General features: G+C 66.9%; 10 protein-coding genes and 1 pseudogene. 3 read left to right on the forward strand and 8 right to left on the reverse strand.

Annotated features, from left to right (window positions below):
* Positions 1-37 precede the first annotated feature (37 nt).
* The 6 genes from NR810_RS12170 to NR810_RS12195 all read right to left on the reverse strand — a co-directional run bounded on the left by NR810_RS12170 (position 38) and on the right by NR810_RS12195 (position 6740).
* Positions 38-847: a hypothetical protein gene (locus NR810_RS12170; protein ID WP_257451645.1), complete on the reverse strand. Its 810-nt coding sequence runs from the start codon at positions 845-847 to the stop codon at positions 38-40.
* A gap of 73 nt (positions 848-920) precedes the next feature.
* On the reverse strand, positions 921-1991 hold the full coding sequence (locus NR810_RS12175; protein ID WP_257451648.1) for a cysteine hydrolase family protein: 1071 nt from the start codon (positions 1989-1991) through the stop codon (positions 921-923).
* A 151-nt stretch (positions 1992-2142) separates the two neighbouring features.
* Complete coding sequence (locus tag NR810_RS12180) at positions 2143-4011, reverse strand: hypothetical protein (protein ID WP_257451649.1); 1869 nt, start codon at positions 4009-4011, stop codon at positions 2143-2145.
* 4 nt (positions 4012-4015) lie between these two features.
* Positions 4016-4819: a protein phosphatase 2C domain-containing protein gene (locus NR810_RS12185; protein WP_257451652.1), complete on the reverse strand. Its 804-nt coding sequence runs from the start codon at positions 4817-4819 to the stop codon at positions 4016-4018.
* A gap of 117 nt (positions 4820-4936) precedes the next feature.
* A complete protein-coding gene (locus NR810_RS12190; RefSeq protein WP_257451654.1) occupies positions 4937-5626 on the reverse strand; it encodes an NUDIX hydrolase in 690 nt (229 codons plus the stop codon).
* A 76-nt stretch (positions 5627-5702) separates the two neighbouring features.
* A complete protein-coding gene (locus NR810_RS12195) occupies positions 5703-6740 on the reverse strand; it encodes an AraC family transcriptional regulator (protein WP_257451655.1) in 1038 nt (345 codons plus the stop codon).
* Positions 6741-6838: 98 nt separating this feature from the next.
* On the opposite strand from NR810_RS12195, the gene NR810_RS12200 reads away from it, so the two are divergent.
* Positions 6839-7651: a hypothetical protein gene (locus NR810_RS12200; protein WP_257451656.1), complete on the forward strand. Its 813-nt coding sequence runs from the start codon at positions 6839-6841 to the stop codon at positions 7649-7651.
* 21 nt (positions 7652-7672) lie between these two features.
* Here NR810_RS12200 and NR810_RS12205 read toward each other — a convergent pair whose 3' ends face one another.
* Complete coding sequence (locus tag NR810_RS12205; RefSeq protein ID WP_257452001.1) at positions 7673-8686, reverse strand: diacylglycerol/lipid kinase family protein; 1014 nt, start codon at positions 8684-8686, stop codon at positions 7673-7675.
* A 752-nt stretch (positions 8687-9438) separates the two neighbouring features.
* Here NR810_RS12205 and NR810_RS12210 point away from each other — a divergent pair.
* Positions 9439-10896: a PEGA domain-containing protein gene (locus tag NR810_RS12210; RefSeq protein WP_257451657.1), complete on the forward strand. Its 1458-nt coding sequence runs from the start codon at positions 9439-9441 to the stop codon at positions 10894-10896.
* On the opposite strand, the pseudogene NR810_RS52800 reads toward NR810_RS12210, so the two are convergent.
* Positions 10896-11054, reverse strand: a pseudogene (locus NR810_RS52800) (IS3 family transposase); the annotation flags it as partial. The gene NR810_RS12210 and the pseudogene NR810_RS52800 overlap by 1 nt on opposite strands.
* A 452-nt stretch (positions 11055-11506) precedes the next feature.
* On the opposite strand from NR810_RS52800, the gene NR810_RS12215 reads away from it, so the two are divergent.
* Complete coding sequence (locus NR810_RS12215; RefSeq protein ID WP_257451659.1) at positions 11507-14557, forward strand: hypothetical protein; 3051 nt, start codon at positions 11507-11509, stop codon at positions 14555-14557.
* Positions 14558-14598: the final 41 nt, after the last annotated feature.

A 14598-nucleotide genomic window follows, 5' to 3' on the forward strand; every position in this document is an offset into this window, starting at 1 on the left:
GCAGGGTACCACCGGAAACGCCACTCCACGGAAGGGGTCAGGCGCCGAACCCGCCGAGGGCGGTGCGGCTGAAGCTGGCGGCACCCTGACTGACGCGGACGGCCGATTGACTGAAGACCTGGAAGGCCTTGCGAATGTCCTGGGCGCTCTGACCGGGAGTCAGGATCCACTTGTCCTCGATACCCATCTCGCGGAAGACCTTGCGGAAGTCGGTGCTGCCGTCGTCGATGCCCATGGCGGCGACGATGTGGTTCTCGGAGCGGCGCAGATCATTCACGAGCGAGGCGACATCACGGGGGCGAGCGCTCTGGGAGTGGCAGTCGGCACCATCGGTGATGAGGAGGGTGACGGTGCGAGTGGAGACGCCGTTGCGGGTGAACTCCTGGGACTTGGCGAGGACGGTGCCGAGGAGGACGACGGCCTGGTCATAGAGGGGAGTGCCCTTGTCGGGGTCGTAGTTCTTGGAGTGCATGCGGACGACGTCCTCGAGGGGGCGGAAGGGATTGAGGACGAAGCCATTGAGATAACGGGTGTGGAAGAGGATGCCGTCCTTCTGCTGGGAGGAGAGGAGGGCATCGAGGACAAGGTTGTGCCCATCGCAGACGGTGCGGGAGTGACCGGAGTGCTGGATGGAGCCGGAGTCATCGGGCATGACGGTGACGAGGACGACCTCGCTGGCCTGGACGTCATCGACGCTGATGCCGAGCCCGGCCTGTATCTGGGCACCGAGGTCGACGACGGTCAAAGCCTGAAGGGCCTGGGGGCTGAGGACGCCCTCGGCGTGAGCGGCATCGAAGAGGGAGGAGACATTGACACTGCCGGAACCATTGCTGGACGAGGAGCTCATCTGAGCCTCCGTGTAAGTCCCCTCTCCCTCTGGGAGAGGGCTAGGGTGAGGGTATAGAGGGACGGTGTACCGGCTAGGAGATCCGCAGATCCGGCCACGAAGCGAGAGGATCCGTGGACTTCACGAGGTGCATGCCGGCATCGGCGAAGCGCTTGAGAGCGGCATCGGCCTGGGGAGTGAAGTCAGCGACGAACCCGCCCTTGCCATCGGGGATGGTGACAGCGGACATGCAATCGGTGAGCAGATACACCTTGCGAGCGAGGGCGGCATCCTGGGCGAGGATCTCCCCGAGCAGGTCATCGATGGAGCTCTTGACGCAGTGGCTGGCGGCCTGGCCGGCGATGACGACGGCATCGGCGGTGAGGAGCGTCTTGATGAACTGGGTATTGCGCTGAGCGAGCGGCTGCCCGTCGTGGCGGGTGAGCACCTCGGGGCGGAGCACGGAGTAGTTCTCGGTGAGCGGATTACCGCCCTTGACCTCGGCCCAGGACTGGGCGCCGCGGGCGAACGAGTGGAACAGGCGGGCCTCCTGGACGACACCAGCGATGGCATGCCCGTCGCTGCCGAGGAGGCAGTGAGGAGGCCAGAGGTAGAGGGTGTACTTACCGGCGCGCTCCAGCTCCTCGCAGTAGAACTTCACCTGCTTGAGGAGCCAGGGGTAGTTGCCGCCGCAGAGCCATTTGGCGACGGCGGGGTTGGGGCGCACCTGGCCGCGTTCGATCTGCTCGCGGGTGATTTCGCGGTAGGGGGTGAGGGGCTGGTCGTTCTGGTCGACCCAGAAGGAGGGGAAGAAGATCTGGTAGGCGAAGTGCGTATCGAGGGTGGTGGTGATGTTCGTCAGTGCGCCGAGGTTCTTGTAGACGAACTCGGCGATGCGGCGGCTGTCGTCGATGGCGCCGCGGCCGGAGCGGCCGGCGACGTAGAGGGAGCCCTCGGGGAAGCAGAAGTCCTTCTGGACGTCGATGAGGAGGAGGTGGAGGTTGAAGGAGTCGGTGGCGGCGGCGGAGAGGCCGTGGGCGCCGCGCCAGGTATTGGCCTCGGCCTGGAGGTTCAGGGCGTTGGGGCCGTAGCCGTAAGAGGCGGCATGGGCGGGCTTGTAGAACGACGGGAGAGGCAGCTCCTTCAGCTTCGACGTGGCCTTCATGATGCAACCCTCCGTGGTTGCGGGTGGGGGGCGGAGAGCACCGCTCGCCGCACCACCCTTCGTGTTTCTACAACACCAACATAGTGTCAAAACAACACCATGTCAAATCAGAGTGGACTGCTTGGGGGGAGCCCCCAGGTACGACGGGGTGTCAGGACATGCGCAGGGCGGTGACGTCCTGGCGGCGGACGACGGTGAGCCCGTGGCGCGTGAGGAAGAGGCGGCTGTCGGCGTCGACGAAGGGCTCGGTGTCGGGGAACTCGCGGACGACCTCGAGCTGGCCCTGACGCAGCTCCACGCGGACGAGTCCCGCGTCCGTCGCGGCGAAGAGGGCCTCCCCGGCGGCGCACTTGCCTCGCAGCGAGCCCAGCCACGAGCCATCGCCCGCGTCCGTCCTCGCACTGGCCTTCACGGAGCCATCCGCCCCCACCACGACACAGTGGTGCACCGTGCGGCCCCCTGTCTCCTCCGCGAGGAAGAGCCAGCAGTTGCCTCCATCGAAGACGGCCTCCGCGTCCACCAGCCTTCCCGAGGGCCACGGCAGGACCAGGCCATCCTTGAGACCCGGGCGATCGGCATCGAAGACGAAGGCACCGCGCAACGAGCCCGCGCGGTGGAAGCCGAGCCCGAAGCGAGGCCCCACGAAGAGGCGCGTCTGCCCTGCGAGCACCTCGCCGAGGCGCTCGGGTCCGAAGCTCCCATCCCGCCACAACGCACCGGCATGGGCCCAGTAGCGGTGGTGGGCGTTCGCCGCGAAGGCGGGGCGCTGGTCCGGGGCGTCCACGCCGAGGCGCTCGGGTCTCTGGCCCGAGGCGAGCACGGCGAGCTCCCCGCCCTTCCCCACCAGCGTGGCGCCGCCCTGGAGCCCCCAGTGCAGCGAGGGGTCCATCGAGCCCTGAAGCACGGCCACGCCATCCTCGCGCCGGTACGCCCCCTCCGCGTGGAAGAGCCAGCGCAACGCGCCATCCTCGACGCAGGCGTGGAGGATGACGCCCTCGGTGGTGAAGAGCCGCGTGGCCACCACCTGGCCGCGCACGGTGGTGACGGGAGTGGTGGCCGCCGTCGCGCTGGGGCGGCACGTGGGACACGAGGCCCGCGCATGCTCCACGCCACACGAGGCACAGACGGTGAAGCGCAACGAGTCCAGCAGCGGGAGCGGAAACGGCCCACGAGCGTCCTCGACGAACACCCGGTGGAGACAGTGCAGCAGGTCATCCGGGAGGACACCATAGGGCGTGGCGGGCTTGGGGTACTGGACGTCCGGGTGGAAGACGGTGAGGCGCTGGAGGAGACGCGCGGTGGGCGTGGCCTTGGGCGCGGGAGGCTTGGGGCGGTGGATGCCGCCATAGGGCCCCACGAACAGGAGGCTCTGCATCAACGCGACGGTGAAGGCATACCAGTCACTGTCCGTGGAGGCCGGGCGAGACGGCATGAGACCACTCGTCGCACCGCCCAGGCGCAGCGGGTCGAGGAACTTCTCGGTGAAGACGGTGGCGAGGTAGGGACCGAACTGGAAGCTGTCCGCGTCGATGAGCCAGGCGTCGTTGCCGGTGACGAGGATGTTCAGGTCATTGAAGTCCCCCACCACCACGCCGCTCCCGTGGAGCGAGGAGAGCGTGCGGTGCAGGCCGCGGAAGAGCTCGGCGACACGGGAGGACGGCACTCCGGCGCGGCGGAAGGCCGGCTCACCGAAGCGGCGCAGGAGCTCGGCGTTCTCGAGCTTGCGCATGGCGTAGCCGAGCACCGTCTTCCCCTTCTTGTCCGTGGCGAGCGTCTCGGGCGAGACGATGCGCCCGGGCAGGGGCCGGGGAAAGGCGGGCAGCTTCCGCTGGTGCTCGGCAATGCGGGCGCGGGCGGCGGCCTGCTCGTCGGGGAGGTTGCCGTAGTCGGGGTGCTCGGGCGGTTTGAAGAGCTTGAGGACGCGCCCGTCCCCGAGGTCGAAGACGTCCGCCTCGCCGCCCTTGCCGAGCGCCTTCGTGGGATCCAACCGCAGCTTCTTCCCTTCGAGATAGACGTCCATGGCCTCAAGCCCTCCCCTGCCGGCGGCGCAGGACGACGAGGGTGGTGTCGTCGGTGAGCAGCCCGGGCACTCGCACGAGGCGGCGGGCCGGGAAGTCGGCGCGGACGGACTCGCGGTTGAGGAGCGCGAGCCGGCGGCGCAGCGCATCCGGGTTGGAGAAGTACCGGTCCTCGCTCCAGAACTGGGAGAGCGGGCCCACGGGCTCCTCGCGCTCGGGCACCTGGGCCCCGGCGAGGCCCACCAGGTCCGACACCCCATCCGTGCCGAGCAGCAGCGAGTCCACCTCGGCGGTGGGCCGGAGGGCATTCGCCTTCAGGGCGACGACACCCGGCTTGAGCAGTCCATAGGCGAGGTACGGCGGCGCGTTGCCAGGGAAGGGCCCGAGCCTGTGCACGTCGCCATTGAGGGCCCAGAGCCCATCGCCCGCGGAGAAGACGAGCGTGTGCTCCGGGGTGACGACCGCGCCGACGATGGTGAAGAGGAGGGCCTCTCCGATGGCCCGCTCGCCGAGCTGCCCGGAGATGGCCTGCAGGAAGCAGAGCACGTCCGCGCCCAGGCGCTGGAGGAACTCGGGCGAGTCGACGGGCACCTGCCCCAACAGCGAGAGCGCCCCCTCCACGACGCGCCGGGCGCCGAGCTGCGCCCCCAGCTCGCTCTGCGCTCCGCTGCCGCACCCGTCCGCGACCACGGCGGCCAGGCCGTGCTCGCTGGCCCTCGCCCAGAGGGCATCCTGGTTGTTGCGTCCCGCTCGGGCGTGCTCCCGGCCCAGGACGGTGGCGGCGGCGAGCTCGAAGGGCAGCGAGGACATGGCTCTCCTCTCCGGGTGGCCCGGCATGACTTCGTGTCTACAGGACACATAGTTAGTGTCCTTAAAACACCAAGTCAAGCCAGACCGCTGCCCCGCCCGCTGGCCGTGTCCGGAGGCCTACAGCTCGAAGTTGAAGCCTGCCTTCTCCAGCTGCTTGTACTTCTTGTGGTCGAACCGGTAGAGCCGGGCGGCGCGGTGGGAGACGTCCTGCTCCACCTCGTCCAGCTCCTCGAGCAGGTCCATCGAGAGGATCTTCTTGCGGAAGTTCCTCTTGTCGAGCTCGCGCTCGAGGATCTTCTCGTACATGCGCTGGAGCTGCGTGAGGGTGAACTTGGGGGGCAACAGCTCGAAGCCGATGGGCTGGTAGCGGACCTTCCCCTTCAGCCGCTGCAGCGCCGTGCCCAGGATGTCCGCGTGATCGAAGGCCAGCTTCGGCACGTCATAGACCGAGAACCATGCGGCCTCCTTCGCATCCGTGGCCGCGTGCACCCGGTGGTCCGATAGCTTCACCAGCGCGAAGTAGGCCACGCTGACCACCCGGCCTCGCGGGTCCCTGTCCGGCGAGCCGAAGGTGTAGAGCTGCTCCACCAGGCTGGGACGCACCCCCGCCTCCTCCTGAAGCTCGCGCCGCGCCGCGTCCTCGAGCGACTCCTCCATCCGCACGAAGCCTCCCGGTAGGGCCCACCTGCCCTGGAAGGGCTCCAGCCCTCGCCGGATGAGCAGCACCTTCAGGTCCTCTTCATCCAGGCCGAACACCACGCAGTCCACCGTCAACGCGGGACGCGGGTAATCGTAGGTGTAGCTCACGGGGGCTTCCTTTCGTGTCGTTCTCGTCCCCGCGTAGTGTTGGTGGGACACGAAGTCAAGACGGTGACGGGTACCCTCACCCCGGCCCTCTCCCGGAGGGAGAGGGTGTGTGGGTCCTCCGGAAGGACTCGGGGCTCATCCCCCACCACCGCTTGAAGGCCCGATGGAACGTCGCCGGCTCCCCGTAGCCCAGCAGGAAGGAGACCTCCGCGATGGACATCCGGCGCCTCAGATAGTCCTCCGACAGCTCGCGTCTCACCCCCTCCAGGATGCCCGCATAGCTCTGTCCCTCCTCCGCCAGCTTCCGCTGCAACGTGCGCTGCGGCATGTGCAGCGCCCTCGCCACCGCCTCGAACGAGAAGTCCCCTCCCGCCAGCGTCTTCCTCACGTGCTGCCGCACCCGCTCCGTGAGGCTCGCGCTCACCGGCAGCTTCGCCAACGCGCGTTGCGCCTGCTGCTCGAACATCGAGCTCAACAGCGCATCCGCGTGCACGAAGGGCCTCGCGGCGTCCTCGTGGGAGAACTCGATGTCGTTGTGTGGGGCTCCGAAGACGAGCGGACAGGCGAAGACCGTCTCGTGCTCCCGGATGTCCGCGGGCGCGGGGTGGACGAAGCGCACCTGGAGCGGGCGCACGTCCGCTCCGGTGAAGAAGCGCATCCCCACGGCGAGCTGGACCATGGCGATCTCCGCCATGTGCCGGTGGGCCGGACGCCAGGCCCCCACCGGGGTGAAGCGCATGCGCACCCCACGCTCCGTCTCCTCCACCTTGAAGCGCTCCCCGTCACCCCAGACGCGCTGGTAGCGGCACCCGCGCACCATGGCCTCCTTCAGGGTCGCGCTCGTGAGGATGACGAGTGAGGCGGCATCGTCCGGATCCACATGGCTCATCCGCGCCATGTGCAGCCCCAGGTTGTCGTCCCCCGTCATCTCCACCGACCGCTCCAGGAGCGTGTCCAGCACGGTGTAGGGAATGCGCAGCTCGGGGTCGTCCAGCTCGGCCGGGCGCAGGCCCACCTCGCGGCAGAGCGCCTCGACGGGCACACCGTGCTCGGCCGCGATGTTCAGTGCCTGAAGGACCAGCCGGGAAGAGAGGGCGGCGGGAGGGGATGACATCGCCCGACAGGACGCTAGCGACCGGCTGGCGCCGCCGGCAAGCCGTTCTGGCGTCAGCGGTCAATGCGGGACGGAGACCTCGCTGGCAATTTCCAGCCATGAACGAGACCCTGACCGCGATGACCCCGCTGCCCCGGCTGCACCTCTTCGAGCTGATCGACCAGGACTGGTACCCGCGCGCCCTGAGAGATCTCGGCACGGACTACCTCGAGACCATCAGCAGCCGGATGGGCATGTTCGACGGCGCGGTGGACGTGCTCGCCCGCGCCCTTCGCGCCTCCGAGCGCCAGGAGTTGATCGACCTGGGCTCGGGTGGCGGAGGCGCCCTGCCCGGGTTGCGCGAGCACCTGGCCTCGAAGCACGGGTTGAAGCCCCACGTGCTGCTCACCGACCTGTATCCCAACGCCCAGGCGGCCGAGCGGGCCCGGGCCCTGGGCGTCGACTATCTGGAGCGGCCGGTGGATGCCCTGAAAGTACCCCAGGAGCTCCGGGGCACGCGCACCCTCTTCAATGCCCTCCACCACTTCCGCCCCGAGCAGGTCCGGGCCATGCTCGCGGATGCCCAGGCCAGCGGCGTTCCCATCGCCGCCTTCGAGGTGGTGGAGCGCACGCCCAAGGGCCTCCTCGGCGCGCTGTTCGTTCCGTTGCTGGTGCTGCTCTTCACCCCGCTCATCCGGCCGCTGACGCCGCTGCGCCTGCTGCTCACCTACGTGCTCCCCGTGGCCCCGATCACCATCACCTGGGATGGGCTGGTGTCCGTGCTCCGGGCGCACCGCCCCGAGGAGCTGCGCGCCGTGACGGCCTCGCTCGCCCGCGAGGGCTACACCTGGGAGGTGGGCCAGGTTCCCATGGGCGGCAAGGGCACCCTCACCTACGTGCTCGGGCACCCCACGGCGCGCGCCAACGGCTGAGACGGCACGCGCCGCCGCGCCTCACGCCACCCCGACCAGCCGCCGCAGCTGCCGCCAGTCCACCAGCTGCACGGACTCCTGGGCCAGGCTGAACTCGAGCGAGCGCCGCATCCCCATCACGTCGCCGCCCATCTGGAAGGGCACCTCGCGATCGAAGTCCATGCGCAGGCGCTCGACGAAGAAGTCGTGCATCTTCGGCATCGGGTGCTGGCCACGCCACAGCTTGAACATGTTGCGCGTGGCCTCCAGCACGCCGGCACCGTAGACGCGCACGGAGAGCCGGTGCGGCACCGCCTGCGCGAAGGGGAAGGCCTTGAAGCCGAAGCCCCACTCGGGCGTGGTGGCCGCTCCCGCGACTCCGGCGGGGCCCTCGTAGAGCAGCGCTCCGGTCTCCCCCCGGGGCAGGGGCATCACCGAGCCCCGCTCATCCACGGTGAGCGCCGGGCTCCCCAGGTTGTACACCTTCACCTTCGGGTCTCCCGCGCCGAACGTGTGCCGCGGAATGGTGCGGGTGAACATGGCGCCCAGATAGCCGCGCAGCCCGGCATTGACCTCGCGCAGGGGGCCGGGCGGGAACTTCGCCAGCTGGTCCTTGAAGTCCTGCAGCATCTCCGCGTCCCAGCCGGTGCCGGCGAAGGGCGCCACCTTGTTCTCCACCCGCACGAGCGAGAAGAGGCGCAGGGGCGGCAGGCGCTCGCCACAGGCGGCCAGGTGGCTCAGCGCCACCGAGGGCTTCGGCGCTCCGGTGACGCGCGCCCAGGCGTTGCCCGTGCCCAGCGGCAGCACCCCGATGGCCGGCAGCGACAGCCCCTGCTCGCGCAGCTCGTTGAGCAGCCCGGTGATGGTGCCGTCTCCGCCTCCAGCCAGCAGCAACGTGGGCGGATTGGGCCGGAGCTGCTCGGAGATCCACGTCCGGGCCTCGTCCAACGAACGGGTGAGCGCCAGCCGGGCCCGGGGGAAGAAGCGTTGCACCATCCCACCCACTCGTTCCGAGCTGTGGCGGGCACGCAGGTTGACCATCACGGCGATGTTCATGGCGTTGTCACTCTCCCCGAGCCATGTCATGGCTTGGTCATGAAGGACCAGCCCGGGCGTCACGTTCCGGTGGCGGACACATGGGGGGTGCTTCCCCTCCCCCGCGCCCACCCAGGCTGTGGCGCGCTCGTGTCTGGCGCAAGCCCGGCATCAGGGCCAGCCGTCCACCCGCCAGCAGAAGGCGCCGGGTCCCCTCTTCCTCGTTCCGCCACGCGTGCCGCATCAACCCTCGACCCATTCCCGGAATGGCCGGGAGTCCCCGCCCGGCCGAAGGACCTCCAGTTGACCAAGATGGCGATGGCCCACGGCGACGCACGGGAGCACGCTCCGTTCCCCCGCTGGGCGGGCGGGGTAGCGGTATCCACCCCGGGATGGTCCGTCCATGATCGGGACGGCGGCGGCATCCACGGTGGAGAGGAGGCCACCCCCGAGGAGGAACCACCGTGACGGGTAGGAAGCCCGGCACCCTCCCAAGTCCTTGGAATGAGGGGCTTTTCGCGTCTGGACGGGGAGGTTGTGGGCATGGCGCGGCGGCTGGTATTTCGAGGCCGATCGTCTGGCGGCCGACGGAACGGGCCGTGCAATCGAGCCCACATCATGAATCTCGCCAGACCCCTCAGCCCGCTCCGAGGTGGAGACCCTTCCACGCGGAGTGAACCCCATCGGACCGGGGCAACCCTGAGCTCCTGGGGCTGGACCTACCAGAAGCACCCGCCCACGGCACACGAACTTCCAACGAATCGAGGAACGACATGAAGAAGATGATGGTGGTACTCGCCCTCGCGCTCAGTGGCGCCGCGGGTGCGGCTCCGCGCCGCGTGGTGGTGGCCAGCGGAGACTGCAAGGACGCGGAGCTCAGCAGTCAGACCAAGGCCTTCTACAACGCGCTGATGGCCCGTCCGGGGGAGAACGTCCTCTCCGCGGCGGACTTCACCGAGCGGCTGTTCCCCATGCCCTCCGGCAGCTTCGAGGACATCAAGCGGCAGCTCGACGCCGCCCAGGGCCAGTTCTACGAGGCGCGCTACACGCGGACCGCCCAGGCGCTCGAGGAGGTTCTCAAGCAGGTGGCCCGCCTCCCCGTGGGCGAGGCCCGCTGGAAGCTGTACGTCGAGGCCCAGCTCCTCCAGGCCCTCAACTACCGCGCGATGAACCGCGTGAAGGAGAGCGATGACGCGTTCCGCAACGTGTTGCGGCTCGACGCGCAGTACACGCTCGACCCGGACTACTACACCCCCTCCACGCGCCAGGCCTTCGACAAGCTGCGCAAGGAGCTGGCCAAGACCAAGAAGGTGAAGCTCTCGGTGAAGTCCACCCTGCCCGCCTCCGAGGTCTTCCTCGAGGGCCGGAGCATGGGGCAGACGCCGCTGACCCTGGAGGTCCTCGCCGGCACCTACGAGCTGGCCCTCAAGAATGGCGATGCCGTCAGCTTCCCCCGCCAGATTCCGGTGCAGGGCGAGGAGACGCCCGTGCTCGTGGACCTGGCCTACGAGGGCTCCATCTCGGCCAGCCCCTTCCCCTGCCTGGCCTCCAGCGACGATGACGACCAGGTGCTCTCGCATGCGGTCCGCATGGGCGGCACCCTGGGCGTGGAGGAGGTCATCGTCGTGAGGATGGAGCGGGCGAGCAGCGGCCCCAAGTGGCTCGCCGCCACCGTGCTCAACGTGGAGGGTGGCCAGAAGCTGCGCGAGGGTGGCTTCAAGACGCAGGGGCTCGACGCCCCGGCCGAGTCCCTCACCGCGCTGGTCGACTACGTGACCACCGGAAAGACGCAGCCCAGCGTCGTGGTCGTCAACCCCAACATCCAGCCGCCCTGGGTCTCCACCGCCGACGCGAGCGCAGCCACCTCGACCGAGGCGAAGTCCGGCTCGGTGCGGCCCCTGCGCGTCGCCTCCTATGTCGTGCTGGGCGTGGGAGTCGCGGGACTGGCGGGCGCGGGCGCCATGCGGATCGCCGCGCAGCCGGATTGGACGGCGCTCCAACCCCACATCAACGACAACAACAAGGTCGACGCCAACGACACGGCCGGCAAGGAGATCCTCGGCAGGCTCTCGAAGAAAGCCCAGGTGCTCAATGGCCTGCTCATCGGCTCGGGCGCGGCGCTCGCCACGGGGGCCGTGATGTACCTCCTCTCGCCCGAGCCCCCGCCCGTCTCCGTGGGCGTCACCGCCAGCCCCAACGGAGCGGGCGCCTCGATCTCAGGGACGTTCTGACCCGAGCGCGACACGCCCAACGCGGGCACATGAACTCGATGTGAAACAGGCCTTCTTCGCGTGGGAGCACTCGAACTTCACGTCGAGCCCTCCTTCGCGAAGAAGGCCGTTGTTTTTCAGGAAGTCACGCTCCATCCGCGCCGACGGTTCTCCTTGCGCGGCCAGACCGAATCCTCCCGCTCGGTCCGTGGTGAGCGTTCCCGCTGAATCATTGCCCTCATCGACATCCGCCTGATTCACCCGGCTGTGAAGGGCGGCCAGTCAGGTCGATGTTGTTCGGCCCTCACCTCCAACCGAACCGCCTCGAACCTGAACTCCAGGGCGAACCTCCGCCTCTTTCTTAACGCTTACACGCTGAGTTCCGAGCATCCAACACTCAACCCGTCCTTATCGTTGTTCCCGTGCCCGTCTTATATTATTGAAATATTGCTTTCCGTGAATCCAACACGTGACTGGGTTCTGTCGGGAACAGCGGAATGCACAGCAGCGAGTCGTGGTGGATGAACAGGTCGCTCGGATTCTTGCTGGTGGTCGGCTCCGGGCAGCTCACCGGCGCTCCACTGACAAGACATTGCTCGTGGTGAATGGATCCCCAAGTACGGAGGTTTCAATGCTGAGTCTCCATTCGAACAGCCGATGGGCTGTGGGATTTCTCACGGTCTGGCTGCTCTCTGGCTGCGCCCAAGAAGAACGCACGCATTCCCCAACCAACGAAGCCCCCGCCGACTCGGGGCAGGTGAAAGCTCCTTTCGACGTGCAGAAGGTCATGGACCAGGTGCACTTCGCCTTCCGGCCCCAAGGCCCGGCATGGGAAGGAGGGCACAGCACCTATGCGGTGCGGGTGGAGACCGACGGCTTCAGCGTCACGCCCTATCACTACCCGCGAGCCCAGCCCGAGGGAGCCGAGGCACCACGGCCCACTCAGGAGCAGAGGGCGAAACAGCAGGAATCCCTCACGCATGAACATGTAGAAGGAGACCCTGTGAGCTTCGGCACCGCCCACGTGGCCCGTGGAGGCAGGATGCTGTCGAGCCACGAAGCGAAGGGCCAGGTGCGGGACTCCGGTGGCCTCACCATCGCCCGCGGCGAGGTGGCCGAACACTTCCAGAATACCAAAGACGGAGTGGAACAGAGTTGGAGCTTCGAGCGGAGACCCGGTGGGACAGGGGACCTCGAGGTACGGCTGCCGGTGAAGAACGGACGCTTCATCGGGGAGACGGCCAACGGGTTGCACTTCACCGCCGGGGACACCGGCCTGGGCGTGCGCTACGGCCACGGCACATGGGTGGATGCGGAGGGTCAGCGCACTCCCGTGCCCGCCCGTTTCGAGGCCGACAGCATCTTGTTGAGCGTGCCGGCGCAAGTGGTGGAGGCGTCAACCTACCCGGCCGTGCTCGACCCCATCGTCTCATCCGAGATTGGCATGGACGATCCGGTGTATGGTCCTGCGGATAGTAGCCAATACGAACCCGCGATAGCCCACAACGGGACGAACTTCCTGGTCGTCTGGGAGGACTATCGCAGTAACAGCTCTGACATCTACGGTGCTCGGGTGAGCAATACCGGCACCGTGCTCGACGCCACTGGCATTCGCATCTCCAACGCCATCAGTAGCCAATACGCACCCGCTGTGGTCAGCAACGGGATTAACTTCCTGGTCGTTTGGCATGACTCCCGCAGTGGCTACTATGACATTTACGGTGCTCGGGTGAGCAATACCGGCACCGTGCTCGACATCAACGGTATTCCCATCTCCACCGCCACCTACGACCAAGCCTATCCCGCCGTGGTCCACGACGGAATGAACTTCCTGGTCGTGTGGCAAGACCATCGCAGCAGTAGCAGCAGCAGTACCTCTGATATCTATGGTGCTCGGGTGAGCAATGCCGGCACCGTGCTCGACATCAGCGGCATCCCCATCTCCACAGCCGCCAACAACCAGACAAAACCCGCCGTTGCTAGCAATGGGACGAACTCCCTGGTCGTCTGGCAGGACACCCGCAGCGGCGGCAGTCCTGACATCTACGGCGCTCGGATGAGCAACACCGGTACAGTGCTCAACACCAGTGGCATTCTTATCTCCACAGCTGTCAATGCCCAGGAATCCCCCGCAGTGGCATACAACGGCTTGGACTTCATGGTCGTGTGGCAGGACTCCCGCAGCGGCGCGGGCTACGACATCTACGGTGCTCGGGTGAGCGGGACTGGTGTGGTGCGTAACCCCAGCGGTATCCCCATCTCCACCGCCACCAGCGACCAAAAATACCCTGCAGTGGCGCGCGAGGGGACGAACTTCCTGGTCGTTTGGCGGGACGCCCGTAGCTATGACATCTACGGTGCTCGGGTGAACAGCACCGGCACGCTCCTCGACACCAGTAGCATTCTCATCTCCACGTCCTCCAACTCTGCAGCAATGCCTGCGGTGGCCCACGATGGGACGAACTACCTGGTCGTTTGGCAGGACCAAAGCACCCCCAACAGCCCTAACATCTACGGTGCTCGGGTGAGCAGCACAGGTACAGTGCTCGACACCGCCGACATCTCCATTTCCAAATCCGCGAATGGCCAATACACCCCCGCCGTGGCTCACGATGGAATGAACTTCTTGATCGTGTGGCAGGACCACCGCAATGGATACTCTGCTATCTACGGTGCGCGAGTGAGCGAAACGGGTACGGTGCTCGACAGTAGCGGCATCCTTATTTCCACAGGCTATAAGTACAACCCCGCAGTAGCCCACGATGGAACGAACTTCCTGGTCGTGTGGGATGAATACCGCAGCAGCACGGGCTATGACATCTACGGTGCGCGGGTGAGCAGCGCCGGCACAGTCCTCGACACCAGCGGCATTCCCATTTCTACCGCCATCAACGAACAGTCCAACCCTGTGGTGGCCCACGATGGAACGAACTTCCTGGTCGTGTGGCAGGACTACCGCAATATTACATCCACCACCTATACCTCTGACATCTACGGTGCGCGGGTGAGCAGCGCCGGCACAGTGCTCAACACCAGCGGCATTCTCATCTCTGCCGCCACCAATGACCAGTACTACCCCGTAGTGGCCTTCAACGGAACGAACTTCCTGGTCGCCTGGCAGGACTACCGCAATAATACATCTACCACCTATGCATCTGACATCTACGGTGCTCGGGTGAGCAGCTCCGGTACAGTCCTCGATACCAGTGGCATCCTCATTTCCATCAGCGCCAATTACGAAGAACGTCCTTCGGTGGCCCACAATGGGATGTACTTCCTGGTCGTGTGGCATGAATACCGCAGCAGCACGGGCTATGACATCTACGGTGCGCGGGTGAGTAGCGCCGGTACGGTCCTCGACACCAGCGGTATTGCAATCTCCGCCGCCACCAACACCCAGTACTACCCCGTAGCGGCCTACGATGGGGCGAACTTCCTGGTCGTTTGGCAGGATTACCGCAGCAACACTGGATTCACTGACATCTACGGTGCGCGGGTAGATGAAATGGGCAAGGTGCTCGACACCAGTGGCATTCCCATCTCCACTGAGCCGGAGAATGAAGTCGAGCCCACTGTTACCTCCATGGGAGGGGAAAGCGCCCTCGTCGTCTATCGCCGTTCCAATCCCTCGCCGAGCACCAACAGCGAGCGTGTGATGGCACGACTGGTTCAGTCGCCCTGAGCATCTCGGGGCCTCACACGCGAAAACGTCCGGGGCCCCGT

This window comes from Archangium lipolyticum, from assembly GCF_024623785.1.
Taxonomy (GTDB): domain Bacteria; phylum Myxococcota; class Myxococcia; order Myxococcales; family Myxococcaceae; genus Archangium; species Archangium lipolyticum.